Annotated in this window: 20 protein-coding genes; 15 read left to right on the forward strand and 5 right to left on the reverse strand. The window is 62.5% G+C overall.

The window, feature by feature from the left end:
* The first annotated feature begins 17 nt into the window (after positions 1-17).
* From OKW43_RS33715 to OKW43_RS33750, 8 genes are all read left to right on the forward strand, one after another.
* Positions 18-458 carry a MarR family winged helix-turn-helix transcriptional regulator gene (locus OKW43_RS33715; RefSeq protein ID WP_429452663.1) on the forward strand — a complete coding sequence of 147 codons (441 nt, stop codon included), beginning with the start codon at positions 18-20 and terminating at the stop codon, positions 456-458.
* Positions 459-758: 300 nt separating this feature from the next.
* Positions 759-1,586, forward strand: coding sequence for a MetQ/NlpA family lipoprotein (locus OKW43_RS33720; protein ID WP_187634572.1), 828 nt, complete (start codon positions 759-761; stop codon positions 1,584-1,586).
* Between the two features lie 104 nt (positions 1,587-1,690).
* Positions 1,691-2,656 carry a sulfonate ABC transporter substrate-binding protein gene (locus OKW43_RS33725; RefSeq protein ID WP_187634573.1) on the forward strand — a complete coding sequence of 322 codons (966 nt, stop codon included), beginning with the start codon at positions 1,691-1,693 and terminating at the stop codon, positions 2,654-2,656.
* Positions 2,657-2,878: 222 nt separating this feature from the next.
* Positions 2,879-3,427, forward strand: a complete 549-nt coding sequence (locus tag OKW43_RS33730) for a DUF488 family protein (protein WP_187634574.1) — start codon at positions 2,879-2,881, stop codon at positions 3,425-3,427.
* Between the two features lie 45 nt (positions 3,428-3,472).
* The gene (locus OKW43_RS33735) at positions 3,473-4,099 is read left to right on the forward strand and encodes a uracil-DNA glycosylase family protein (protein WP_187634575.1); all 627 of its coding nucleotides are present in this window, start codon (positions 3,473-3,475) and stop codon (positions 4,097-4,099) included.
* A 291-nt stretch (positions 4,100-4,390) separates the two neighbouring features.
* Positions 4,391-5,500, forward strand: a complete 1,110-nt coding sequence (locus tag OKW43_RS33740) for a sugar ABC transporter substrate-binding protein (protein WP_187634576.1) — start codon at positions 4,391-4,393, stop codon at positions 5,498-5,500.
* On the forward strand, positions 5,500-6,504 hold the full coding sequence (locus OKW43_RS33745; RefSeq protein WP_429452667.1) for an ABC transporter permease: 1,005 nt from the start codon (positions 5,500-5,502) through the stop codon (positions 6,502-6,504). Before OKW43_RS33740 ends, OKW43_RS33745 begins: the two co-directional genes overlap by 1 nt.
* On the forward strand, positions 6,504-7,334 hold the full coding sequence (locus tag OKW43_RS33750) for an ATP-binding cassette domain-containing protein (protein WP_376776364.1): 831 nt from the start codon (positions 6,504-6,506) through the stop codon (positions 7,332-7,334). The genes OKW43_RS33745 and OKW43_RS33750 overlap by 1 nt, the downstream gene beginning before the upstream one ends.
* Positions 7,335-7,405: 71 nt before the next feature.
* On the opposite strand, the gene OKW43_RS33755 is transcribed toward OKW43_RS33750, so the two are convergent.
* Complete coding sequence (locus OKW43_RS33755) at positions 7,406-8,191, reverse strand: COG4705 family protein (RefSeq protein ID WP_187634578.1); 786 nt, start codon at positions 8,189-8,191, stop codon at positions 7,406-7,408.
* A 141-nt stretch (positions 8,192-8,332) separates the two neighbouring features.
* Complete coding sequence (locus OKW43_RS33760) at positions 8,333-9,205, reverse strand: endonuclease/exonuclease/phosphatase family protein (RefSeq protein WP_429452669.1); 873 nt, start codon at positions 9,203-9,205, stop codon at positions 8,333-8,335.
* Positions 9,206-9,394: 189 nt separating this feature from the next.
* On the opposite strand from OKW43_RS33760, the gene OKW43_RS33765 reads away from it, so the two are divergent.
* Positions 9,395-10,087, forward strand: a complete 693-nt coding sequence (locus OKW43_RS33765) for a phosphatase PAP2 family protein (protein WP_187634580.1) — start codon at positions 9,395-9,397, stop codon at positions 10,085-10,087.
* 5 nt (positions 10,088-10,092) lie between these two features.
* Here OKW43_RS33765 and OKW43_RS33770 read toward each other — a convergent pair whose 3' ends face one another.
* Positions 10,093-10,980: an SDR family oxidoreductase gene (locus OKW43_RS33770; protein WP_187634581.1), complete on the reverse strand. Its 888-nt coding sequence runs from the start codon at positions 10,978-10,980 to the stop codon at positions 10,093-10,095.
* A 104-nt stretch (positions 10,981-11,084) separates the two neighbouring features.
* Here OKW43_RS33770 and OKW43_RS33775 point away from each other — a divergent pair, with 104 nt between their 5' ends.
* Positions 11,085-11,942, forward strand: a complete 858-nt coding sequence (locus tag OKW43_RS33775; protein ID WP_187634582.1) for a helix-turn-helix transcriptional regulator — start codon at positions 11,085-11,087, stop codon at positions 11,940-11,942.
* Positions 11,943-11,966: 24 nt separating this feature from the next.
* Here OKW43_RS33775 and OKW43_RS33780 read toward each other — a convergent pair whose 3' ends face one another.
* Positions 11,967-13,541, reverse strand: a complete 1,575-nt coding sequence (locus OKW43_RS33780; protein ID WP_187634583.1) for an alpha-amylase family glycosyl hydrolase — start codon at positions 13,539-13,541, stop codon at positions 11,967-11,969.
* 48 nt (positions 13,542-13,589) lie between these two features.
* On the opposite strand from OKW43_RS33780, the gene OKW43_RS33785 reads away from it, so the two are divergent.
* Together OKW43_RS33785 and OKW43_RS33790 are read left to right on the forward strand one after the other, a co-directional pair.
* Positions 13,590-15,254 (forward strand): alpha-amylase family protein, encoded by a 1,665-nt coding sequence (locus OKW43_RS33785; RefSeq protein ID WP_429452672.1) that lies wholly within the window; start codon positions 13,590-13,592, stop codon positions 15,252-15,254.
* A gap of 91 nt (positions 15,255-15,345) precedes the next feature.
* Entirely contained in the window at positions 15,346-16,359 is a 1,014-nt protein-coding gene (locus OKW43_RS33790) for a Gfo/Idh/MocA family protein (RefSeq protein ID WP_429452674.1), read from the forward strand.
* 37 nt (positions 16,360-16,396) lie between these two features.
* Here the strand turns inward: OKW43_RS33790 and OKW43_RS33795 are convergent, their stop codons facing one another.
* Positions 16,397-17,101, reverse strand: a complete 705-nt coding sequence (locus OKW43_RS33795) for a GntR family transcriptional regulator (RefSeq protein WP_429452676.1) — start codon at positions 17,099-17,101, stop codon at positions 16,397-16,399.
* A gap of 210 nt (positions 17,102-17,311) precedes the next feature.
* Between OKW43_RS33795 and OKW43_RS33800 the strand changes: the two genes are divergently transcribed.
* The 3 genes from OKW43_RS33800 to OKW43_RS33810 all read left to right on the forward strand — a co-directional run bounded on the left by OKW43_RS33800 (position 17,312) and on the right by OKW43_RS33810 (position 21,343).
* Entirely contained in the window at positions 17,312-18,586 is a 1,275-nt protein-coding gene (locus OKW43_RS33800; protein ID WP_429452678.1) for a glucarate dehydratase family protein, read from the forward strand.
* A gap of 84 nt (positions 18,587-18,670) precedes the next feature.
* Positions 18,671-20,002 carry an MFS transporter gene (locus OKW43_RS33805; RefSeq protein ID WP_429452680.1) on the forward strand — a complete coding sequence of 444 codons (1,332 nt, stop codon included), beginning with the start codon at positions 18,671-18,673 and terminating at the stop codon, positions 20,000-20,002.
* 51 nt (positions 20,003-20,053) lie between these two features.
* Positions 20,054-21,343 carry an MFS transporter gene (locus OKW43_RS33810; RefSeq protein ID WP_429452682.1) on the forward strand — a complete coding sequence of 430 codons (1,290 nt, stop codon included), beginning with the start codon at positions 20,054-20,056 and terminating at the stop codon, positions 21,341-21,343.
* The last annotated feature ends 53 nt before the right edge of the window (positions 21,344-21,396 follow it).

The following is a 21,396-nucleotide window of genomic DNA, read 5'->3' on the forward strand; positions in this document are numbered from 1 at the left end:
AACACGAAACTCCCAAATTGCCGATCAAACCTGAAGACGCCGGCCCGCTCCCCAAATTTACTGGCAGCCTGGTGCGCCGTGCCCAACAGCGCCATGCAGCAGTGTGGCTAAGCGAGGTTTCCGCGGAGATCACGAGCGTGCAGTACGCAGCGCTCGAGGTCTTGCATGAGACGCCTGGCGTCAGTCAGCGGCAACTCGGCGACAAACTCGATGTGGATCGTTCGACGATAGCCGATCTTGTTGCACGCATGGTGCGCAATGACCTGATCGAGCGCGCCGACGATCCTGTCGACAAGCGCAGTTATGTGCTGTTTCTCACCCGTGCCGGTAAGAAGCAACTCGCGGCCTTGCGTCCGCGAGTCGAGCAGGTCGAGCGCATTCTCACTGAAAGGCTGACAGCGAGCGAATTGGCACAGTTGCGCCGCCTGCTCTCGGCTCTGTTGCTGCCGCAGGATTAATGCGCTTGTAGCGTCTGCAACTAAAACGAAATCCGCACCCGCGCAGATTTCGCGAGATCGAGCGTCCGCCAACCTCGCCAGGGCGGACATTCTTCAATCGCGGCGAACCGGACCGCGGCAACGCATTGGTGCCCCAAGGACGGGCGTCGATTCGCGCTGAGCTTATTCCCAGAAGTGCAATGCTGCACTGGGTTCGGTGGCTTGCGCTCAATCGCGATAACGATAGTGCTCGATATTATTTGTGCGCTAACGAGTGCGTCTCTACGATCTCGTGACCTTCACTCCGATAGCTGTCAAAACATGACCACGACCAAAGCACTCAGGGCCGCTCTGTTGTCCGTTCTCCTTACATGCGACATCGTCTGCGCGCAACCGGCGCTCGCGGCGGGACAGACAGTGCGAGTCGGGATCATGTCCGGCGAGGACGAAGACGTGTGGCGCGCGGTCGCGGCCAATGCCGCCAGGCAGGGCATCACCGTCAAGGTCACGACGTTCTCCGACTACACGCAGCCGAACGAAGCGCTCGCGCAGCACGACCTCGATGCGAACTCGTTCCAGCACAAGCCGTATCTCGATGCGCAGATCGCGGCGCGCCACTATCAGATCATGCCCGTCGGCTATACCTACGTGCAGCCGATCGGTCTGTACTCGCGCAACGTGAAATCGGTCGCGGCGCTGCCGCAGAACGCGACGATCGGCGTGCCGAACGATCCGAGCAACGAAGGCCGCGCGCTGCTTCTGCTGCAGGCGAATGGACTGATCAAGCTGCGCCTCGACGTCGGTCTGCTGCCCACCGCGCGCGACATCGCGGACAATCCGAAGCACATCCAGATCAAGGAACTCGACGCGGGCATCGTCGGCCGCGCGATCGGCGACCTCGACGCGGCCGTCGTCAATACCGACTGGGCGATCAAAGCGGGCATCAGGATTCCGCAGGAACGCATCGCGCAGGAGAAAGTGCCGGGTAACCCGTATCGCAACTTCATCGCGGTCAACGCGAAAGACGCGAACGCTCCGTGGGTGAAGGCGATCGTGGACAGCTACCAGCAGGCCAACGTCGCTTCGGCGATCCTGAGCGTCTATCACGGCGCCACGCTGCCGGCATGGGATGGCGCGCCCCAGCGCTGACACCGGGCACGAATAACGCACCGACAACGCACGACGCAAGCGGCGGCGCTTCGGCCGCCGCACATCCTGCCTTCTTCACCGCCGTCTTCATCGTATCGCCCGTCATGTCCATTACCAGCACGCTCCACGACCGCCGCACCTTCCTCAAACTTTCGCTCGGCGCCGCAGCGGTCGCGACGGCACCGCTTTCGTTCGCGCAAGGCAGTGCGCGCACGCTGCGCATCGGCAACCAAAAGGGTTATCTGAATCTGCTGAAGGGTCGCGGTACGCTCGAAAAACGGCTCGCGCCGCTGAACGTATCGGTGACGTGGGCCGAGTTCGCCGCGGGTCCGGTGCAACTCGAAGCGCTCAATGTCGGCTCGATCGATTTCGGCGACGTCGGCGAAGCGCCGCCGATCTTCGCGCAGGCCGCCGGCGCGCCTTTGGCCTATGTGGCGGCGACCGTCAAGCGGCCGCAGTCGGAAGCCGTGCTGGTGCCGTCGCCGTCGACGATCCACTCGGTCGCGGATCTGAAGGGCAAACGGATCGCGCTGAACAAAGGCAGCAACGTCCACTACTTTCTCGTCAAGTTGCTGCGTCAGCACGGCCTGCAAAACGGCGACGTGAAGCTCGTCTTTCTCGCGCCCGCCGATGCGCGCGCCGCGTTCGAGCGGGCGTCGATCGACGCGTGGGCCATCTGGGATCCGTTCTTCGCCGCGGCGGAGCAATCGCTCGGCGCTCGCGTGATTGCCGATGCAAGTGGCGTGGTCGGCAATCGCGCGTTCTATTTTTCGTCGCAGCGCTATGCGGCGAATAATCCCGACGTGATCCGGATCGTGATCGAAGAGCTCGACAAGGTGGATCAGTGGGGCAAACAGAACAAGGATCAACTCGCGAGCGAACTCGCGCGGCTATGGGGTCTGCCGAAGCAGGTCGTGGACGTGGCGGTGCAGCGTCAGCAGTTCGGCACGCAGCCGATTACCCGCGCGATTCTCGGCGAGCAGCAACAGATCGCCGATACGTTCCTCGATCTCGGTCTGATTCCGAAGCACGTCGACGTGCTGAAGGCGGCGCCTTCGAGTCTCGCGTAGGCGCACGGGCGCTGGAACGACGCCGCAGTCACGTCAACGCTCGGAGATCGGCCCTGTTGGCGCGGCTTGCCGCTCCGGCGGGATGTCGCTGTGTCCGGCCGCCGGTCATGGTGCAAGCCTAGGCATGACACGTGCGACACACACGAGCCGCAGCCGACGTTACTGCGTCGCACGTTGCAACCTGTCGGGATCGCCGCCGCTATCAGCGTCGATGATGCACGCATGAAAACGAAACGCACTTTTTTCACGATCGGCCACTCGACGCGCCCGTTGCAGGAATTCGTCGGTCTACTGAAAGGCGAGCAGATCGTCTTGCTCGTCGACGTGCGCAGCATCCCGCGCTCGCGGACCAACCCGCAGTTCAATCGCGACACGCTGCCCGCTTCGCTCGCGCGGGAACATATCGACTACGTGCATCTCGCCGCACTGGGTGGACGCCGCGGCAAACGCAAGGACGATGCGCGATCGCCGAACGCGTACTGGACCCATCCGGCCTTTCGCAACTATGCCGACTATGCGATGACGGACGCGTTTCGCGACGGGCTGGCGCAACTTCTGACGCTCGGTCATCGGCAGCGCTGCGCGATCATGTGCTCGGAGGCGGTCTGGTGGCGTTGCCACCGGCGTATCATTACGGACTATCTGCTGATGCACGATGAAACCGTGCTGCACATCATGGACGCGCATCACACGAACGCCGCCACGATGACGCCGGGCGCCGAGGCCCAAGCCGACGGCACGCTGATCTATCCGGCTCAGCCGCAGAACTGAGCCGACCCACGACACGACTGCGCGCCAGTCACCTCGAACCGCTTTATGGCTGTTACCACCAAACGCACGTCGAAAAACGGCGCGTCGCTCGACATGCTGCTCGACGACATCCGCTCCTGCACGCTGTGCGCACCCATGCTGCCGCACGCGCCCCGCCCCGTGCTCGCGGTGTCCGCGCAGGCTCGCATTCTGATCATCGGGCAAGCGCCGGGCGCGCGCGTGCATGCGTCGGGGGTGCCGTGGAGCGATGCGAGCGGCGCGCGTCTGCGCGCCTGGCTCGGCGTCGACGACCCCACCTTCTACGACGCTTCGAAATTCGCCATCGTGCCGATCGGCTTCTGTTTTCCGGGTCGCGGCGGGAGCGGCGACCTGCCGCCTCGGCCCGAGTGCGCAAACCGCTGGCATCGCGAATTGCTCGCGCATATGCGTTCGGTGAAATTGACGCTGCTGGTCGGACAATATGCACAGCGCTTTGGCCTGGGCGATGCATTCGGGACTACCTCGACCGATACGCTCGTCAGGTGGGCCGAGTTTGGACCGCATGTGATGCCGCTGCCGCATCCTTCGCCGCGCAATATCGCGTGGTTCAAGCGCAATGCCTGGTTCGAGGGCGCGGTGCTGCCGACGTTGCGCGAGCACGTGGCGACGGTGTTGGCGGGCGGGGAGCTTTGAGCGCCGCGCGCCCATCCGCGCGATCAGCCGTTCGTGGTAAACACGCATCCGGACCCGGCGTCCCAATCTTCGGAACAGTTACGGGTATACATGGATTAGGAGGCGCAACCGCACTGCACTAACATTTTTGCGGTACCGCACGGCGCGTATCGAGCGCTTCCGAATCGGGGTTGCACGTCCCACGCCAAAGTCTCGCGCTGCCCCGCGAACTCCCGGTGCCGTCCAGCATCTGCACGCAATCGACGCAACGTCGACCACATCGACCAATGAAGACAAGAACCGGAGGATCAGATGGCACAGCAACGGGATGACGATCAGCAAAACAGCGGCAACGGTTTCAGCACGGCGCGGCGGGGGCTGATGCAGGGCGCGGGACTCGGCGCAGCGCTTTCGCTGATGGGCGCGCTAGGCGGCGCAGGCGGTCTGATCGGCACCGCGCAGGCAGCGCAGACGGCTTTTCCGTCGCACAAGAAGTGGAGGATCGTGTTCGTCAATCACGTCACCACCAACCCGTTCTTCGTGCCCACGCAGTACGGCATTCAGGATGCCTGCTCGCTGCTCAACATGGATTATCAGTGGACCGGCTCGGCCACTTCGGACGCGGGCGAAATGGTCCGCGCCGTGAACTCGGCGATTGCCGCGAAGGCTGACGCCATCGCGGTGCCGATCGTCGATCCGAGCGCTTTCGACAAGCCCATCCTGGCCGCGCTCGACGCCGGAATTCCGGTGTTCGCGTACAACGCCGACGCGCCGCGCGGCAAGAAGAATCCGCGCCTCGCGTATATCGGCCAGGACCTGTATCTGTCGGGCTACCAGATGGGCGAGCGCATCGTCAGTCTGATCGACAGCGGCATGGTCGGGCTGTTCATCGCCACGCCGGGGCAGCTCAACATCCAGCCGCGTCTGGACGGTGCGAGCGACGCCATCAAGAAGTCCGGCAAGAAGATCGACATCCAGACCGTGGCCACGGGCGCAACCGTCAACGAGGAATTGTCGAAGATCAAGTCGTTCTACCTGGGCCACCAGGACCTGAAGGGCATGTTCGCCGTGGATGCGGGTAGCACGCAAGGCGTCGCGCAGGTGATGAAGGAATCGAACCTGCCGTCCAAAGGCGTGCACGGCGGCGGCTTCGACCTGCTGCCGACCACGATCCAGCTGATCCACGAAGGTTTCCTCGACTTCACCATCGATCAGCAGCCCTACGTCCAGGGTTTCTATACGGTGATGCAGGCGTTCGTGTTCCTCAGCTCCGGCGGCCTCGTCGGCCCGGCCGAAATCAACACCGGCCTGAAATTCGTGACGAAGGATAACGTCGAGCCGTACCTGAATACCTCGACGCGCTTTGAAGGCAAGACCGACAAGGAGCAAATCGTTCCGAGAACCGGCGCAATCAAGTCCTGATGAATACCGCGAACGAAACCAGCAAAGCGGTCCGCGCGTCCCGGCGCGCGGGCGTTTCCTTCGCATCGCAATGGGCGGCCGAGCTGCGCATCCTGCTCGTGGCCGTGCTGCTGGCCGCCTATTTCGAGTTCGCGAACCACGATTTCCTGTTCACCAACGCGAGCCTCGTCAACCTGTCGCAGTTCATCGCACCGGTGGCGATCATCGCGTTCGGCGAAATCATGTTGATGATCGGCGGCGACATCGACCTGTCGGCGGGCATGGTGTTTGCGTTCGCGCCATTCATGATGGTGTTTGCGAATGACGCGGGCGCGCCCATGTGGCTCGCCGTGATCGCGGGGCTCGTGGCCGCGGCGCTCGTCGGCTTCGTCAACGGCGCGGTGACGGTGTGGCTGCGGCTGCCGTCGTTCGTCACGACGCTCGGCACGCTCTTTCTGATCAACGGCATCACGCTGACCATCTCGCGCGGCACGCCCTCCCCGACGCCGGGGTCGCCCACCTTCGCCGCGTTCATGGGCGCGTGGGGCTACAGCGAGATCATCTGGACTCTCGCGATCGCGTTCGCGATGCACGTGCTGTTGCGGCATACGCGCTGGGGCCTGCATACGCAGGCCGCGGGGGCGAATCCACTCGGCGCGAGCGAGGCCGGCATCCATGTGAGGCGGCTGCGCCTCGGCAACTTCATTCTCGCCGCGGTGCTGGCGGGCTTCACCGGCATCCTCGAAGCCTTTCGCATCACCTCCATCGACCCGCAGGCGGGCGGCAACCAGATCATGTTCCTTGCCGTGGCCGCCGCCGTGATCGGCGGCACGCCTCTCACGGGCGGCTCGGGCACCATCGTGGGTGGGCTGATCGGCGCGGCGGTGCTCGGCATTCTCAACGACGGCTTTACGCTGATCGGCATCAACGCGTTTACGTTCAACATCATTCTCGGCGCCGCGATTCTGGCGGCGATGATCTTCAACATCCACGTCGGACGCATTCGCCGCAAGGGTGGACGCTGATGGACCAATCCCAAACCTCCTCCGCGGGCACGAATGCCATGCCCCCCGCGGGCAACGCGGCGAACGCGCCGCTCGCGCTGCGCGGCGACAACCTCGTCAAACGCTTCGGCGCGGTGACCGCGCTCGACGGCGTGTCGCTCACCCTCGGCAAGGGCGAGATTCTCGGCATACTCGGCGACAACGGCGCGGGTAAGTCCACGCTTGTCAAGATCCTCACGGGCTTTCATCAGCAAACGAGCGGCACACTCCACATCGACGCAGAGGAGACGCTGTTGCGCTCGGTCGATCATGCGCGCTCGCTCGGCATCGAATGCGTGTATCAGGATCTCGCGCTCGCCAATTCGCTGAGCATTTATCACAACATGTTCCTGAACCGCGAAATCGTGCGGCGCGGGCCGTTCAGGCTGCTCGACCACAAGCGGATGCGCGAGCGCGCGGCGCAATGCCTCGACGATATCGGCGTGCACGTGCCTTCGGTGGATTTGCCCGTGGAGCGTCTATCGGGTGGCCAGCGCCAGGCCATCGCCGTGGCGCGGGCCGTGAATTCGAATGCGAAGATCCTGTTGCTCGATGAGCCGCTCGCCGCGATGGGCGCGCGCGAGGCGGGGCTCATCATCGATCTTCTGATGCGCCTGAAGGAAAAAGGCGGTCTCTCCATCATCATGATCATGCACAACTATGCGCAGACGCTCGGTATCGCGGATCGCATCATGCTGATGCAGCGAGGCCGCGTGACCTACGAGCAAGCGAGCGCGCTGACTTCGGTGGCGGAGCTGATGGAGATCGTGCAGCGGGAATACCGGGCCATGCGCGCCGGGGGTGCGCAGTGAGCCCACCCGTGCCCGCGAAAGCGCGCAACGCGAAGCGGAAATCGATCTTCGCGTTCGCGCGTTGACGCCACCTACCGGATCGCTTGCCGGGCAGCGCGCTGCGGCAGCAAAAACACGCAGAAGCCCATGAACGCAGCCAGAATCAACGACGCATAGAGTCGGCTAACCTCGAGCCCCCCTTGAGAAATGGGTTTGTCCAGCAAGTCGCCCAAGGTCGCACCGAGCGGACGCGTCAGGATGAACGCCGCCCAGAAAATCGCGGTGCGTGACAGACGCGACCAGTAATAAAATGCGCCGACGATCAGCAGACCCGCACCGAAGATCAAAGCGCCATACTCATAGCCAAGCCCCAGACCACCTTCGTCCGATCCCGCCACCCAATCGCCCAACGCGGTACCCAGGGTCTGGGAAAAGAGGATCGTCACCCAGTAAAACCACTCGGCTTTGGGCGTGGTCACGCTCTGCACTGCCACCGTGCCTTCCGATTTGTACCAGACGCCCAAGCTCGCAAGCAGAAGCGCGAAGACAATGACTACACCGCCCGGATAGCCGATTCCCACGGAGCGATCGAAGAAATCGGCCATCGTGGTACCGAGCGTGGTCGTGGCGACGATGGTCGCCCAATAGAGCACGGGATTGAACCGCTCCGCCCTGATCTGGCCCGCGACCAGCCCGATAAAAATAACCGCAAAGATTGCGCAGCCGATCAGATAACCCAGTTTGAGCGACATGGTTACCCAATCGCCGCCTGTTTCGCCAAGCGTCGTGGCGGCGATCTTGATGACCCAGAAGCCCAGCGTGACCTGCGGGACTTTACTGACTATATTGGTGCGAGTTTGCGATTGGTTGCTATTCATATGAGGTGCTCACTATTCTGATGGCTTGAACATAGGTGTAACCATCGCAGAGCAACTCTTAACACACGCTTAAGCACTCGCACGGAGTGACGGCGGTCAGATTTTCCTGCGCCGATCACGGAACGGTAATTCCGAGACCTTTCAGCGCAGTTCCAGCCACATCGGCTGATGATCGGACGAGCGGCTCCGCGGGTCCACATCGCACGATGCAATGCGGGTACCCAGCTCTTGCGTGACGAAAACGAAATCGCACGCGAACGGTCCGTCTGGCCATTGCTCGTGGTCGTACAGGCCGACCGTCGCGGCACGTGGGTCACCGGGGTGCGCGCAGGCCCACGCATCGATAAACGCCGGAGCGTCGCCGATCGGTTCGAGCATCCGCCGATAGGCGCTGTCTTCAAATGCGCTGTTGAAGTCTCCGCAGAGAATCGCGCTGACCGGGCGCGCCGTATCCGCAAACGGGCTGTCCGGCTTTTCACCACGCGCGGGAGAGCGCGCGTGATCGCATGCTTCCTGATGCAGTTCGCGCAGTCTCGTCACTTGTGCGAGCCGCTGTTGCTCCGAATAGAACTCGAGGTGTGTGCTGATGACACGAAGCGGGCCGATGTCGGCTTCGAGCACCGCTTCGAGCGCGACGCGCAGCATCGACGGCTTGGCCGGGTCGGCGGGCCACGGCAGAGAATGGCGAAGCACCTGACGAACCGGTAAGCGCGTCACGATGGCATTGCCGAACTGGCGCCGATGACGGCTCGCGCCCAGAGAGGGCAGATCGGAGCCGATTGCATCGAGCACGGTCATCTCCGGCAGCAGAGCGGCAAGCTCGGCGAACTGATCGGACGATGGCGCGCCTTTCAGTCCGCCGGCCGCCGGTTCTTCGTTGAAGCCTCGCGTGACTTCCTGCAGACACAGGACGTCGAAGTCGCACAACGCGCGTGCTTCCCGCACGATCCGATCGAGCTCGACGCGGCCGTCGACGCCCCAACCCCACTGAATGTTCCAGTCGACCAGCTTCATGACGGTCTCCGTGAAAATACCAATTACAATTCCTCGCCGCGCTCTCGCGGGACAACGAGTCACTGTCAGTTAGCGATGAAATTGCGCAGTAAAAATTGTCAGTGAAAGTAAGCACCAGAAAATATCGCGCATCCAATGGATTAAGCTAGCCCTCGTCTGCGACCGGTTCTATTTTCTTCTTAGAAAACAATGAATAACTTCGATTCGTCCATCGAAACATATCTGTCCAACATACACTTCGGTCATTTCGCGACCCAATCCATACTAGCCGTTACAAACCTGTACACCTTCAAAGGCCTCGTACTCATTCCCGTGCTGTGGTGGATGTGGTTCAAGCAAGACGAGTGCCGCGAATGGCGGCAAGAAATGGTTGTCGCGACGATTCTCAGCGGCCTCGTGGCGCTCTTCACCGGAAGACTGCTGACTCACTGGTTGCCGTTTAGAGAGCGCCCCGTCTACAGCACTGAACTACATCTGCACTTTGCCAGCGGCGAACTCAAGGACGCGGTGCTGACAGGTTGGAGTTCCTTCCCGAGCGATCACGCGATGCTATGGATGGCGGTCGCCACCGGCATCTTCCTTGTGTGGCGGCGCATCGGTGTGCTGGCGATGCTCTATACCGCGCTGTTTATTTGCGTTCCGCGCGCCTATCTCGGCTTTCACTACCCGACCGATCTGCTGGTGGGGGCCGCCGTGGGAATCGTGATTACCGTTGTCATGACGCGCGATGCGATCCGCAAGCGCTACGCGACTCCGGTGCTGCGATGGATCGATCGTTACCCGGGGCCTTCGGCGATGCTGGCCTTCATTCTGTGCCTCGAACTCGTCACGCAGTTCGACGAACTGCGCAGGCTGGCGATCGGTGTATTCAAACATCTATGAACTCGCTAAACGTAGCGCGCTTCGTTCAGATCGGAGAGAAGCGTCGGGCCTGTCGGTTGCCAGCCTAAACGCGCCTGCGTCAGCGCGCTCGATGCCGGCATGTCGAGCGCGGCGAACATCGCCATCCATCCGAAATAGGCCTGCGCTTCGTCGCGCGCGATCGACACGACCGGCACCTTCAGGCCGCGCCCCAGCGCGTCGGCAATCTCGCGAGCGCTAACGCCTTCTTCACCGACCGCGTGATAGCGCGCCCCGCGTTCGCCCTTCTCGATCGCAAGCCGGTACAGCCGCACGACATCCGACAGATGCCCTGCCGGCCAGCGGTTACGTCCCTCCTCCACATAGGCGCACATGCCCTTCTCCCGCGCAATCTGGATTAGCGGCGTGATGAGGCCTTGGCGGAACGGGTTATGCACTTGCGGCAGGCGCATCACCGATAAATTGACGCCCGCCTCCAGCAGTGTGCTGCCGGCCAGCTCCGAGCCGATGCGTGGGTTCGGGTGACTGGTATTGAACACGTCCTCGGTGGCCGGCTGCCCGTGATCGCGGCTGCCGACGCCCGTGCCGGACGTGATGAGAAGCGGCCGGTCCGAGCCGGCCAGCGCCGAGCCAAGTGCTGCGATAGCACGCTTGTCCTTTTCGCAGTTCTCCACGAAGTGCGAGAAATCGTGATCGAACGCGAGGTGGATGACGGCGTCCGCCTTCGCGGCGCCGATGCGCAGGCTGTCGGTGTCTTCGAGCGTGCCGCGATGGACGTCCGCGCCCGCCGCGCTCAGCACCTGCGCGCCCGAATCAGATCGGGTCATGCCGATAACCTGATGCCCGGCTTCGATAAGTTCGGGCACCAAAGCCGAGCCGATAAACCCGGTCGCGCCCGTCAGAAAGATTCGCATAGTCAAGTCTCCAGGAGAGTCACCGACGCACTATGCGATCATTCACTATTCTATTGAAGTAGTGAGTTTATCCCGGTAAAGCGACTAACAGGTTAATCATTCCAGTGAACACCGCCCAAACCCTCGGGGACTTTCTGCGCAGCCGCCGCACGCGGCTCGATCCCGCTAGCTTCGGCTTCTCGGGCCGCCGGCGTACGCCCGGATTGCGCCGGGAAGAAGTGGCCCAGCGCGCGAATATCAGTTCGACCTGGTACACGTGGCTCGAGCAGGGTCGCGGCGGCGCACCTTCCGCCGCGGTGCTGGAGCGCATCTGCGCGGCGCTGATGCTGACGAATACCGAGCGCGAACATCTGTTCATGTTGGGCCTCGGGCGACCGCCGGAAGTGCGCTATCGCTCCACCCACGGGGTCGATCCGCGGTTGCAGCGCGTGCTCGATTCGCTCGATGCCAGCCCGTCGATCATCAAGACCGCGACGTGGGACGTCATCGCGTGGAATCGCGCCGCGGCCGTCGTGCTCACCGACTATGGCGCGCTGCCGCCTGGCCAGCGCAACATCCTGCGATTCCTGTTCGGCGACCCGGCCGTCCGTGCCAAACAGCACGATTGGGAGAGCGTCGCGCGCTTCGTCGTGGGGACGTTCCGTGCGGACGTTGCGCGCGCCGGGCTCGCTTCCGAAGTGGGCGATCTGGTTGACGATCTGTGCCGCGCCAGCCCCGACTTCGAACGCATGTGGCGCGAAAACCAGGTATTCGGCCACAGCGAAGGACAGCACGTTAAGCGCCTGCTGCATCCAACATTCGGGACCATCGAAATGGAGTATTCGCTGTTCGCCGTCGATGGTCGGCCAGATCTGAGCATGCTCGTGTACACAGCGCTCGACGCGCGCATCGCGAGACGCATTCGCAGTGCCGTGTCATCGATCGAGGAAAGCGTTAGCGCTGCGCCTGTGACTGCTTCGTAGTCGGCTTCGACGTTCGATGGTGGCTCAAACGACCACGATGACCGCCTCGCTGGCGGCAAGCAGATTGGCACCCTGGACAAAGTTTTCGCCGCTGCGCGTGCTCACCGTCGATAGCAACAGCAGGCCCGGGCGCGATTGCACAGTAGCCTCTTCGACGCCCATGTTCAGCGCGATAAAAAGGCGTTCATTGCCGTATCGCCGCTCGTAAGTCAGCACGTCGCCGTAAGCAACGACATTTTCGATCGTGCCGCGCACGAGCGCGGCGTTGCTGCGGCGCAAGCCCAGCAGGCGCCGATAGAGCGACAACATGCTCGACATGTCGCCATCCTGTTCGCGCACGCTCGTCGACGTCGCAATGGGCAGCCACGGCTTGCCGTCCGTAAAGCCCGCATTCGGCAGCGAACCATCCCATTGCATAGGCGTGCGCTCGGGATCACGCCCCTGGCAAATGCCCGGTTGACGGAGTTCCGCCGGGTCCTGAACCTCGTCCGGCGCGATATCGCCATCAGTCATGCCGATTTCATCGCCGTAGTAAAGCGTCGGCGTCCCTCGGAGCGTCAGCAGAAGAACAGCGGCCACACGCGCCTGCGCCGCGCCGACGCGCGACGCAACGCGCGGATTGTCGTGGTTTCCCAGCACCCAGTTCGGCCACGCGTATTCGGGCAACGCAATGTCGTAATCCCGGATCATGCCGGCGATTTCGTTCGCGTTCCATCTCGCGTTGAGCAACTGGAAATTGAACGGCATGTGCGCGCCTTCGCCGTTCACGCCGTAATACTTCACCAGTTGCGGGACAGTCAGGTAGATTTCGCCGATCAGCACGCGCTCGCCATACTCGTCCAGGGTGGCTCGCATCGAGCGGACGATTTCATGCACTTCCGGCTGATCCTCGGTGTAACTTTGCAATAGCCGATGATGGTCCGGCTCGCCGGGCCGATAGGCGGGATTCGGCGGATTGTCGCGAAACTGCGCGTCCTTGATCAGCAGCCAGACCACGTCTACGCGAAAGCCGTCCACGCCGAGATCGAGCCAGAAGCGCAGCACGTGATCCATCGCGCGGCGTAGCTGGGGGCTTCTCCAGTTCAGGTCAGGCTGCTCCCGCAGAAACGCGTGATAGTAGTACTGCCCCGTCACCTCGTCCCACTCCCACGCCGAGCCGCCCATGCGGCTCAGCCAGTTATTCGGCGGCCCGCCATCGGGCGCGGGATCGCGCCACAGATACCAGTCCCGTTTCGGATTGTCCCGTGACGAGCGGCTTTGCTCGAACCACGGATGCCGGTTCGACGAATGATTGGGCACGAAATCGAGCAGTACCTTGAGCCTGAGCCGATGTGCGTGGCCCATCAATTGCTTGAACTCATCCAGAGTGCCAAATATCGGATCGATGTTGCAATAGTCCGCAACGTCGTAGCCAAAGTCGGCCATGGGCGACGGGCAGATCGGCGAGATCCACACCGCATCGGCGCCGAGCGCCGCGACATATTCAAGGCGCGTGCCGATGCCGCGCAGATCGCCGATGCCATCGCCGTTACTGTCCTGAAACGAACGCGGATAGATCTGATAGATCACGCCGCGTTGCCACCACGCCAGCTCCGACATTGCAATTCCTCTTCACGATCGATTGTTTTGGCGCCACGCGCGGACCCTATGCTCAATGACCTCTGGTACAAGAACGCGATCATTTATTGCCTGTCGGTAGGCACCTTCATGGACGCGAATGGCGACGGCGTCGGCGACTTCCAGGGTCTGATGCGCAGGCTCGATTACCTGCAAGGGCTTGGCATGACGACGATCTGGCTGATGCCGTTCCACCCGTCGCCCGGGCGCGATAACGGTTACGACGTTTGCGACTATTACAACGTCGATCCGAAGTACGGCACGCTCGGGGATTTTGCCGAATTCACGCACGCGTGCGCCGAGCGGGGCTTGCGCGTCATCATCGACCTCGTGGTCAATCATACGTCCGACCAGCACCCCTGGTTCCAGCAAGCACGCAGCGATCCCACTTCGAAATATCGCGACTGGTATGTCTGGTCGGACGACAAGCCCGCCGATGCGCAACGCGGCGTGGCGTTTCCGGGCGTGCAGAAGTCGACCTGGAGTTTCGACAAGCGGGCGAGACGCTGGTACTTCCATCGCTTCTACGATTTCCAACCGGACCTGAATACGTCCAACCCGCAGGTGCAGGCGGAACTGCTGAAGATCATGGGCTTCTGGATCCAGCTTGGGGTTTCCGGATTCCGCATGGACGCGGTGCCCTTCGTCATCGCGACGAAGGGACCGAAGGTGCGCCGACCGGTCGAGCAATATGACATGTTGCGAACCTTTCGCGAGTTTCTGCAGTGGCGCGAGGGCGACGCGATCATTCTGGCCGAAGCCAATGTGCCGCCCAAAACGGATCTTCAGTACTTCGGCGACGAGGGCGAGCGCTTGCCGATGATGTTTAACTTCCGGCTCAACCAGAACACCTTTTACACGCTCGCGACGGGCGACACGAAGCCGCTGAAGGACGCGCTCCTTGCGACCAGACCACGGCCGCCGAGTGCGCAATGGGGGGTGTTTCTGCGCAATCACGACGAACTCGATCTGGGCCGCCTGACGCCCGAACAGCGCGCGGCAGTGTTCGCCGCGTTCGCCCCCGACCCCGACATGCAGCTGTATGGGCGCGGCATCCGCCGCAGACTTGCGCCGATGCTGTCGGGCGACAGACGCCGTCTCGAACTTGCCTATAGCCTGATGCTGAGTTTGCCGGGTACGCCCGTGTTCCGGTACGGCGATGAGATCGGCATGGGCGACGACCTGCGCCGGCCCGAGCGCCAGTGTGCGCGCACGCCGATGCAATGGTCGTCCGAGTCGCAAGGCGGCTTCACCAGCCATTCAAACCCGCCGGTTCCTGCGATAGCCGGCGGTGCTTATGGCTTTGAGCGGGTCAATGTGGCGAAGCAGCGGCGCGATCCCGATTCGTTTCTCAACTGGACCGAGCGGATGATTCGCATGCGCCGGGAAGTGCCGGAAATCAGCTGGGGGGACTTCGAAGTGCTGCGCACCTCGCGAAACGATGTCCTCGCACTCGCCTATCACTGGCGTAACAATTCCGTGCTGTTTCTGCATAACTTCCGCGCCGAAGTGGGTACCGTCGAATTCCGCCTGAACTCCAACGAACCGGGTAGAGAGCCGTTGATCAATCTTCTGTCCGACGACCACAGCGAGGCTGACGATGACGGTTGCCACTCGGTCGTGCTCGAGCCGTACGGATACCGATGGTATCGGGTGGGCGGCCTCGACTATCTGCTCAGGCGGACCGAGGCGTAGCAACGCTACGCACGGCAATCGACGGTTAAACTGTTGCGATCGGGCGCTTCACCTGCTCGACTCATCGGATACGCAATCGGAAAGGGACGTCATGGCAAAAGATCAAATAGTCTGGGGAATTTTGGGCGCCGCAAAAATCAACGACAAGGTGGTCGTGCCCATGCACAATGCGCCGAAATGTCGGGTGAAAGGCATCGCGTCACGCTCTACGGAGAAAGCGCGGGAAGCCGCGGCCAAATATGGTCTGGCTGTCGCATACGATAGTTACGAGGCGCTTCTTGCGGACCCGGAAATCGACGCGGTCTATATTCCACTGCCCAATCATCTGCACGTGGAATGGACGATCAGATCCGTTGAGGCGGGCAAGCACGTGCTATGTGAAAAGCCGATCAGTCTGGACGCTCAACAGGTTGAACGACTGATCGCCGCGCGCAACAAGAGCGGACGATACATCCAGGAAGCCTTCATGGTTCGCACGCATCCGCAATGGCTGAAGGTGCGCTCCTTGATCGACGAAGGTGCGATTGGCGAATTGCGGGCAGTGACCGGCGGTTTCACCTATCACAACACGAACGAACACAATATCCGCAACCAGAGCGAGCTAGGCGGTGGCGGTCTGCTCGATATTGGCTGTTATCCGATCACAACGTCGCGCTTCACTATCGGACGTGAACCACGGCGCGTCGTTGCGCTGGTGGAGCAGGACCCTGCATTCAAAGTGGACCGGCTCGGCTCCGTGTTGATGGACTTCGATGGCGTGCAGGCGAGTTTCTTTTACTCGACTCAGACCTATCCGTACCAGCGGATGCAATTTCACGGTACCTCGGGGCGGATCGAAGTGGAGATTCCATTCAATGCACCAAACGATAAACCGACGCGCCTGTTACTGAGTGAAAACGCGAGCAACGGTGTCGCGACCGATCGCTGGCTGGAGCTTCCGGTATGCGATCAATATGGCGTTGCAGCCGCCACCTTCGCGCATGCGATCTTGAGTGGAGGCCCGCAGGCTATTCCGCTAGAAGATGCGCGCGCGAATATGCGAGTGATCGATGCCGTGTTCCGCTCGGCCCGATCGGGCACTTGGGAAACGATCACCGAAGGTTGAAGTGAAACGCGGGCGCAAGTCGTCACTCTCGCGCCCTTCACTCATCCGCCAAAAAATTCGGATGACTCGTCCTGATCTGATCGATCTGATTCAGCGTCCCCGATAGATGCTTGCGTAGCGCCGCCTGCGCGGCTTCGACATCGCCGTTGTCGATCGCATCGATGATCTCGGTGTGATCGCGCACCACCGCCATCGTCTTGCCCTCTACCGGCAGATGCAGGCGTCGCAGCCGGTCGATATGGCCGCTCAGCCTACGCACCAGATCCCATAGCTGGGGCACGCCCGCCGCCTCGTACATCTGTCGATGAAACGCCTGATCGAGCAGCGAGAACTGCTCGTAGTTCTTCAGGTCGAGCAATTCCGTTTGCCGCGCGATGGTCGCGCGCAGTTCAGCGATCAGCGCGGGGTCGCGCTGCTCCGCGAGCGTGCGCACCACTTCAAGTTCGATCGAGCGACGCAGGAAGTGCGCCTGTAGCGCGGACGTCACGTTGATCTGGCTAACGACCGTCGCGTGCTGCGGATAGATGTCGACGAGACCTTCTTCGCCGAGCTTCATCAGCGCGTCGCGCACCGGCGTCTGGCTCAGCCCGTAGCGGCTCGCCAGCTCGGTGCGCGAGAGCACCGTGCCCGGCGTCAGTTCGAGCGAAAGGATCATTTCGCGCAGTCGTTCGAATACTTGCGGCGCGGCGTGGCGGGAGCGGTCGAGCCGGCTCGCCGCCCGCGAGGTAGCGTGGTTTTTCATGGCAGAAATTGAAGCATGGAAGCAGGCGGGGACCGCCATGGCGGTCCATTGATGCACTAGCACTATAGCCGACGCCCGCCCCTTCCAGCGGGCCGGCGAGCCAGGTTCCCCAAAAAGTGCAGCTTGGTATTTACCCCACTAACACACTAATATATTAGTGCTTTACCATCCGCTTCATCAAATTCTCTTGTTCCCTTGCCGATTGCCATCATGACTCGCGATATCACCATCACGCAGCTGCGCATTACTCCGATCGCCTTCCGCGACGGCCCGCTGCTCAATGCCGCCGGGATCCACGAACCCTGGGCGCTGCGCGCCATCGTCGAACTGGAGACGAGCGATGGCCGCGTCGGCCTCTCCGAGACTTATGGCGACGAACCGATGCTGCGCGTGCTGGAGCAGGCGAAGTCGCTGGTGATCGGCCTGTCGCCGTTCGACCTCAATCGCATGGAAGAGCGCGTGCGGGCCGCGATCAAGGCGAGCCCGGGCGCGGTCGAATTCGAACTCGCGCCCGGCTCGCACTCGGCAAAGAACGCGCCGAAAGTGATCAGCACGCTCGAAGTCGCAATGCTCGACCTGCAAGGGCAGATCGCCGGCGCGCCGATCGTCGATCTGCTCGGCGGCAAAGTGCGCGACGCGGTGCCCTACAGCGCCTATCTGTTCTTCAAATACGCCGAGCACATCGACAAGCCCTATGCGCCCGATGCCTGGGGCGAAGGGCTGAGCCCCGCGCAGATCGTCGCGCAGGCGCGTCGGATGATCCAGCTGTATGGCTTCCAGAGCATCAAGCTGAAGGGCGGCGTATTCGACCCGGTACACGAAATCGCGTGCATGCGCGCGCTGCATCAGGCGTTCCCCGGCGTGCCGCTGCGCCTCGACCCGAACGCCAACTGGACGCTCGAAACGAGCATCGCGGCCGCCCCTGAACTCGATGAGCTGCTCGAATACTACGAAGATCCGTGCCCGGGTCTTGAAGGAATGGCTGAACTCGCCAGGCACACGCGTCTGCCGCTAGCGACCAACATGGTCATCACGACGATGGAAGATTTCCGTCGCGGCGCCGAGCTGGGTTCGGTCAAGGTGTTACTGTCGGATCATCACTACTGGGGCGGCCTGCGCGCGACGCAGACGCTCGCGCGCATGTGCAAGCTGTGGGATCTCGGCATGTCGATGCACTCGAACTCGCACCTCGGCATTAGCCTGATGGCGATGACGCACGTCGCGGCAAGCATCCCCAACCTGACCTATGCGTGCGACACGCATTACCCGTGGCAGCAGGAAGAAGTCATCAAGGGCGGCCGCGTGAAGTTCGACAACGGCTCGGTGCGCGTGCCCACCATGCCGGGCCTAGGCGTCGAGCTCGATCGCGAGCGGCTCGCCAAACTGCATGCACAGTATCTGTCGTGCGGCGTGCGCAATCGCGATGACCTGACACAGTTGCGGAAGTACGAGCCGGGCTTCAGCGGCAAGAATCCGCGCTTTTGATCCTCTCTTTCAATCCTCGCTTTTAATCCGCGCCGACGAGCCCTGCGACGCGCCACGCGCGTCGCCATCGAAGGAGACAACCCCATGAGTCATCCCACCGCCGACACGGCGCGGCCCGAGCACGCCAGCGTACTCGCGAGCGCAGTGCGCAAGATCAAGTGGCGCGTGCTGCCGCTGTTCGTCGTGATGTTCATCGTCAACTACATCGACCGCGTGAACATTGGCTTCGTGCGCCAGCATCTGAGCGCCGATCTGGGCATCGGCGCGGCCGCGTATGGGCTCGGCGCGGGGCTCTTTTTCGTCAGCTATGCGATCTTCGAAGTGCCGTCGAACGTCCTGCTGCAGCGCTTCGGCGCGAAGTTGTGGCTCGCGCGCATCATGCTCACGTGGGGGCTGGCCGCGGCCGGCATGGCGTTCGTGCGCGGCGAGACGTCGTTCTACGTCATGCGGCGGCTGCTCGGCGCGGCCGAAGCGGGCTTCTTTCCCGGCGTCATCTACTACTTCACGCAATGGCTGCCGAGCAGCGAGCGCGGCAAGGCGATGGCGATCTTCCTGAGCGGCTCGGCGCTCGCGTCGGTGCTGTCCGGGCCGATCTCCGGCGGGCTGATGCTGATCGAAGGCGCGGGGCTGCGCGGCTGGCAGTGGATGTTCGTGGTAGAAGGCATGTTCTCGGTCGTGCTCGCGGGCTTCGTCTTGCTGTGGCTCGACTCGAAGCCGCGCGACGCCGGCTGGCTCACCCGCGCCGAGCAGGACGCGGTGCTCGATGCGCTCGACGCAGAGCAACGCCAGCGCACCGCGGCACATCCGGTCAGGCCATCGCTGGGCGCGCTGCTGCGCGATCCGCAAATCCTGATCTTTTGCCTGATCTACTTCGCGGTGTCGCTGACCATCTACGGCGCGACCTTCTGGCTGCCCAGCATCATCCGCAAGATGGGCCATTTCAACGATTTGCAGGTCGGCCTGTTCAACTCGATTCCGTGGCTGATCTCGATCGTGGCGATGTATCTGTTCGCGATGCTCGCAGCGCGCTTCAAGTTCCAGCAAGCGTGGGTCGCGTGCGTGCTGCTGATCGCCGCGCTCGGCATGTATGCGGCCGGCCAGGGCGGCCCAGTGTTCTCGTTCATCGCGATCTGCTTTGCGGCGATCGGCTTCAAGGCGGCCTCGGCGCTGTTCTGGCCGATTCCGCAGGGATACCTCGATGCGCGCATTTCCGCGGCGGTGCTGGCGCTGATCAACTCGATCGGCAACCTCGGCGGCGGCTTCGTCGCGCCGGCGACTTTCGGCTTGCTCGAACAGAAGACCGGCTCGATCGAGGGCGGCCTCACTGGACTCGCGGTGATGTCGGTGGTGGCCGCCGGGGTCGTGTTCCTCACCCGCATGAGCCGGCGCGAAGGATTGCCCGCCTCCGCGCATTGACCGCATCGAACGACCATATCGCCACCATTTCCAAAACCTTCGGGAGACACGATGAAAACGATGGAAGCTACGACGGCCGCCGCAAGTACGGCCGTCGGACGATACCGATGGACCATCTGCGCGATGATCTTCGCCGCGACGACGATCAACTACATGGATCGCCAGATGCTCGGGCTGCTCGCGCCGCTGCTGCAAAAGGATATCGGCTGGAGCCAGGTGCAGTACGCGCAGACTGTGATGGTGTTTACGGTCGCCTATGCGGTGGGTCTCGCGATCTTCGGCCGCATCGCGGACCGCGTCAGCACGAAGAAGGTCTACGGCAGCGCAATGGCGATGTGGAGTCTCGCGGCGATGCTGCACGCGGTGGCATCGACCGTGCCTGGCTTTGCGGCCGTGCGCGGTTTGCTCGGCTTCAGCGAAGCGGCCAATTTTCCGGTTGCGATCCGCACTACGGCCACGTGGTTTCCGAAGAAGGAACGCGCATTAGCGACTGGCTGGTGGAACATGGGCGCGACGATCGGGGGCATCGTCGCACCGGCCTTCGTGCCGATCGCCGCGCTCATGTGGGGCTGGCGCGCGACGTTCATCGCGGGCGGCGCGACCGGTTTCGTCTGGCTGGCAGTGTGGCTGCTGGTTTATCGGCAGCCTTCGCAGCATCCGTCGGTGACGAAGGAAGAACTGGACTACATCAATGCGGATCGCGAAGAAGTCGTCGAACAGAAAGTCAGCTGGTTGTCGGTGCTCAAATATCGTGAAACGTGGGCGTTTGTCTTCGGCAAGCTGCTGACCGATCCGGTGTGGTGGTTCTATCTGTTCTGGCTGCCCAAGTGGCTCAATGAATCGCGCCATATCGACATCGGCCATATGGGCCTCCCGCTGATCGCTATCTATACGATGGCGTCGGTCGGCAGCGTCGCGGGCGGGTGGCTGTCGTCGCGTTTGATGGCACGTACCAACAAGCCGAATTTTGCGCGCAAGGTCACGATGCTCATTTGTGCGTTGTGCGTGGTGCCGATCGCCACCTTGTCGTATTTCCAGAGCCTGTGGTACGCGGTGTTCGCCGTGGGTCTAGCGGCAGCGGCGCACCAGGGCTGGTCGGCGAACCTCGTCACGACGGTCGGCGACGTATTTCCGAAGCGGCTGGTCGGCACGGTCGTCGGCATCGGCGGTGTGGCGGGGATGGTCGGCTCGTTCTTCTTTTCCGGTGTGATCGGCGAGACGTTGCAGCGCACCGGGCAGTATTGGGCGCTCTTCACTGTCGGCGCGTCCGCGTATCTGGTTGCGTTGGGCATCATTCATCTGCTGATGCCGCGGATGACGGCGGTGAAGTTGCGGGATTGAAGTGGCGCTGGTGGGTGAAAGAGCGGGGGGACGTGGTATGGATAGGTGGCGGT

Source organism: Paraburkholderia sp. WC7.3g (assembly GCF_050436345.1).
Classification (GTDB): Bacteria; Pseudomonadota; Gammaproteobacteria; order Burkholderiales; family Burkholderiaceae; genus Paraburkholderia; species Paraburkholderia podalyriae.

What these genes read in the sequence shown, in the direction of transcription:
- OKW43_RS33765 (WP_187634580.1), top strand. Translation starts at nt 9,395, where the DNA reads ATGAATAACTTCGATTCGTCCATCGAAACATATCTGTCCAACATACAC.
- OKW43_RS33725 (WP_187634573.1), top strand. Translation starts at nt 1,691, where the DNA reads ATGTCCATTACCAGCACGCTCCACGACCGCCGCACCTTCCTCAAACTT.
- OKW43_RS33780 (WP_187634583.1), bottom strand. Translation starts at nt 13,541, where the DNA reads ATGTCGGAGCTGGCGTGGTGGCAACGCGGCGTGATCTATCAGATCTAT.
- OKW43_RS33730 (WP_187634574.1), top strand. Translation starts at nt 2,879, where the DNA reads ATGAAAACGAAACGCACTTTTTTCACGATCGGCCACTCGACGCGCCCG.
- OKW43_RS33805 (WP_429452680.1), top strand. Translation starts at nt 18,671, where the DNA reads ATGAGTCATCCCACCGCCGACACGGCGCGGCCCGAGCACGCCAGCGTA.
- OKW43_RS33760 (WP_429452669.1), bottom strand. Translation starts at nt 9,205, where the DNA reads ATGAAGCTGGTCGACTGGAACATTCAGTGGGGTTGGGGCGTCGACGGC.
- OKW43_RS33745 (WP_429452667.1), top strand. Translation starts at nt 5,500, where the DNA reads ATGAATACCGCGAACGAAACCAGCAAAGCGGTCCGCGCGTCCCGGCGC.
- OKW43_RS33750 (WP_376776364.1), top strand. Translation starts at nt 6,504, where the DNA reads ATGGACCAATCCCAAACCTCCTCCGCGGGCACGAATGCCATGCCCCCC.
- OKW43_RS33720 (WP_187634572.1), top strand. Translation starts at nt 759, where the DNA reads ATGACCACGACCAAAGCACTCAGGGCCGCTCTGTTGTCCGTTCTCCTT.
- OKW43_RS33770 (WP_187634581.1), bottom strand. Translation starts at nt 10,980, where the DNA reads ATGCGAATCTTTCTGACGGGCGCGACCGGGTTTATCGGCTCGGCTTTG.
- OKW43_RS33785 (WP_429452672.1), top strand. Translation starts at nt 13,590, where the DNA reads ATGCTCAATGACCTCTGGTACAAGAACGCGATCATTTATTGCCTGTCG.
- OKW43_RS33740 (WP_187634576.1), top strand. Translation starts at nt 4,391, where the DNA reads ATGGCACAGCAACGGGATGACGATCAGCAAAACAGCGGCAACGGTTTC.
- OKW43_RS33735 (WP_187634575.1), top strand. Translation starts at nt 3,473, where the DNA reads ATGGCTGTTACCACCAAACGCACGTCGAAAAACGGCGCGTCGCTCGAC.
- OKW43_RS33810 (WP_429452682.1), top strand. Translation starts at nt 20,054, where the DNA reads ATGAAAACGATGGAAGCTACGACGGCCGCCGCAAGTACGGCCGTCGGA.
- OKW43_RS33795 (WP_429452676.1), bottom strand. Translation starts at nt 17,101, where the DNA reads ATGAAAAACCACGCTACCTCGCGGGCGGCGAGCCGGCTCGACCGCTCC.
- OKW43_RS33800 (WP_429452678.1), top strand. Translation starts at nt 17,312, where the DNA reads ATGACTCGCGATATCACCATCACGCAGCTGCGCATTACTCCGATCGCC.
- OKW43_RS33755 (WP_187634578.1), bottom strand. Translation starts at nt 8,191, where the DNA reads ATGAATAGCAACCAATCGCAAACTCGCACCAATATAGTCAGTAAAGTC.
- OKW43_RS33790 (WP_429452674.1), top strand. Translation starts at nt 15,346, where the DNA reads ATGGCAAAAGATCAAATAGTCTGGGGAATTTTGGGCGCCGCAAAAATC.